Genomic DNA, 2,798 nt, shown 5'->3' on the forward strand with positions numbered 1-2,798 from the left:
CGGCCGGAAAGGTACAGTTCGCCGACGACGCCAGGCGGCACCGGACGCAGGAACGCGTCGAGCACGAACGTCCGCCGCCCGGCGATCGGGCGTCCGAGGGTCAGCTCACCGCCCAGGTCCTTCCCCGGCTCGACGAGCAGCCAGGTCGCGGCCAGGGTGGCCTCCGTCGGCCCGTACAGGTGCCGCACCCTCAGCTGGGGGTTGGCCGCACGCAGCCGCTCGACCGCCCCCAGCGGCACCACGTCACCTCCGGTCACCACCTCCCGCGCTCCCGCGAAGCTCTCCGGCGCCTCCTCCGCCCAGACCTGGAACAGTCCCGCCGGGGCGTGGATGCCGGTCGCCCCGCGTTCGGTGACCCACCGCCGCACGTCGTCGTGGCCGACGGTGCCCCGGGAGGCGACGATGACGTGTCCGCCCTGCACGAGCGGTATGAGGGTCTCGAAGAGAGTGGCGTCGAAGGTGTGGGGCACGTGCATCGGCACCGCCTGGGAGCCCTCGCGCCAGCTGCCGTCCGCGATGAGCACGCCGAGGCCGTCGTGGGGGACGGCGACGCCCTTGGGGGTGCCGGTCGAGCCGGAGGTGTACAGCACGTACGCGAGTTCATCCCCGCGGAGGGCGACGGGGCCGGACCGGGGGCCGGGCTCGGGCAGCGCGGTGTCCTCGGCCACGATGACGTGGGCATCGAGCGTCTGGGGGATCAGCGGCGCGGCTTCGCGCTCGCATACGACGACGCGTGCGCCGACATCACCGAGGACGTACCCCACGCGTTCGGCGGGCCAGGACGCGTTCAGCGGCACCCACACCGCGCCGAGCCGCCATACCCCCAGCCACAGCGCCATGACGTCGGCGCGGCGGCCCATCACCGCGGCCACCCGGTCGCCCCGGCCCGCCCCGGCACTGGCCAGGGCCTCGGCCCACTGGCCGGCCCGCCGCCACAGCTCGCCCCAGGACCACTCCCGGCCGGAGTCATCCTCGACCAGCGCCAGGCCCGCTGGGTCCCGTTCCGCCAGCCGGCCGACCACGGGCCCCAGGTCGACGGGCGCGGGGGAAGGTTCCGGCCAGCGCCTGGCTGTCACCCCGCCGTCGCCCATGGCCACCCGCCCGGTGAGAAGACCGGGGTCGGCCACGATCTGCTCCAGCGCCCGCACGACCCAGTCGAGCACCTGGCCGGCGAATTCCCGCTGGAAGACGTCGGGCCGGTACGTCACGTGCAGGTGCAGCCGGTCTCCCGGGATGGCGGCGAGCATGAGCGGGTAGTGCGTCGCCTGGCGGGTCGCGGCCGTGGTCAGGGTGAGCCGGTGCGGTCCGGCGGGGCGGGCGGGCGGCCTGGGGTAGTTCTCGTAGACCGCGAGCGAGTCGAATTCGGCGCCTTCCCCGGCCGCTTTCTGGATGTCGGACAGGCTGAGGTGCTGGTGGGCGAGGAGGGCAGCCTGCCGCTCCTGCAGCGCGCTGAGGAGTTCGGTCACGGGCTGCTCGCCGCGCAGCGGCACCCGCACCGGCACCGTGTTGATGAACAGGCCGATGACCTCATCGATGCCCGGGAGTTCCGGCGGGCGTCCCGCCACCGTCGTGCCGAACACCACGTCGTTGCGCCCCGACAGCCGTGCCACCACCATCGCCCAGACCCCCTGGACCACGGTGTTCACGGTCAGTCCGTGTGCCCGGGCGAAGGATGTCAGCTTCGCCGTGAACGCAGCGGAGAGGTCGACCGGGACGGCGTCGGGCAGCACGGACCGCCGGCTGGCGCCGGCCGGGGCGACGAGGGTGGGTTCGTCGGCCCCCGCGAGTTCCCGGCGCCAGGCCTCCTCGGCCGCCGCCCGGTCCTGCCGCGCCAGCCAGGCCAGGTAGTCCCGGTACGACCGCACGGGAGGAAGGGCACTGAGGTCGGCGCCGGCCTCGTAAACGTCGGCTGCCTCCTTCAGGAGCACGGGCATGGACCAGCCGTCCATCAGGACGTGGTGGCTGGTGAAGACCAGGTGGCAGTGGTTTCCCGGCAGCGTGATGAGCAGGAGCCGCAGCAGTGGCGGCACCGCCAGGTCGAAGCGCCGCTGGTACTCCTCGGCGGCAAGGCGTGCGGCCGCTGCGCGCGCCTCGTTCTCGGGCAGGCGGGTCAGGTCGGCCTCGCGCCAGGGCAGTTCGACGTCCCGCGCGATCACCTGCACCGCCTCGCCGGACTTGCGGCGGTGGAAGCTGGCGCGCAGCACGGCGTGGCGCCGCAGCAGCGCCTGCCAGGAGCGGCGCAGCCGGTCCGGGTCCACGGGCCCCGGTACGTCGAGGGTGCGCTGGATCGTGTAGAGGTCGGGGCCCTCGCCGCCGAAGCCGGAGTGGAAGAGGATGCCTGCCTGCAACGGGGAGAGCGGCCACACCTCGGCGAGCGCGGAGCCCTTGGCAGCGGTCGGACTCTTCACAGTGACAGCCCTCCTTCGAGCCGCGTGGCGATGTCTTCGAACTCTTCGACTTCGTCCTGGTCGAGGGCGACGAGGGGGAAGTCGGAGGGGGTGTGCCCGCCCGCGGCGGGATCGGCGGTGTGGGTGGCGATGCCGGTGAGCATCCGCGCCCAGGCGTCGCCCAGCCGCCGCACGTCGTCCTCGTCGAGCAGGCCCCCGGGCCAGGTGAGGGTCAGGTGCAGTTCGGGGCCGTCGGGCGTGTCGCGCACGACGGCGCCGGCCGCGAGTGCGTGGGGCGCGGGCAGGTCCGGGTCGAAGCGGTAGCCGATGGGCGGGTCGCCGCTCCAGGCCCAGGGCTCGACCGGACCGCCGGCCGCGGTGCCTGTCCGGAACCGGCCGAGGTAGTTGAAG

The 2,798-nt window shown here is 74.1% G+C and carries 2 protein-coding genes; both read right to left on the reverse strand.

Annotated features, from left to right (window positions below; genetic code table 11):
• The coding region (locus tag JK356_RS21370; RefSeq protein ID WP_201870335.1) for a condensation domain-containing protein at positions 1-2,408 on the reverse strand (2,408 nt) is incomplete at its 3' end.
• Positions 2,405-2,798, reverse strand: a 394-nt coding sequence (locus tag JK356_RS21375) for a hypothetical protein (protein WP_201870336.1), incomplete at its 5' end; no start/stop codon positions are given. The genes JK356_RS21370 and JK356_RS21375, both read right to left, overlap by 4 nt.

Source organism: Streptomyces sp. 7-21, assembly GCF_016741785.1.
Taxonomy (GTDB): domain Bacteria; phylum Actinomycetota; class Actinomycetes; order Streptomycetales; family Streptomycetaceae; genus Streptomyces.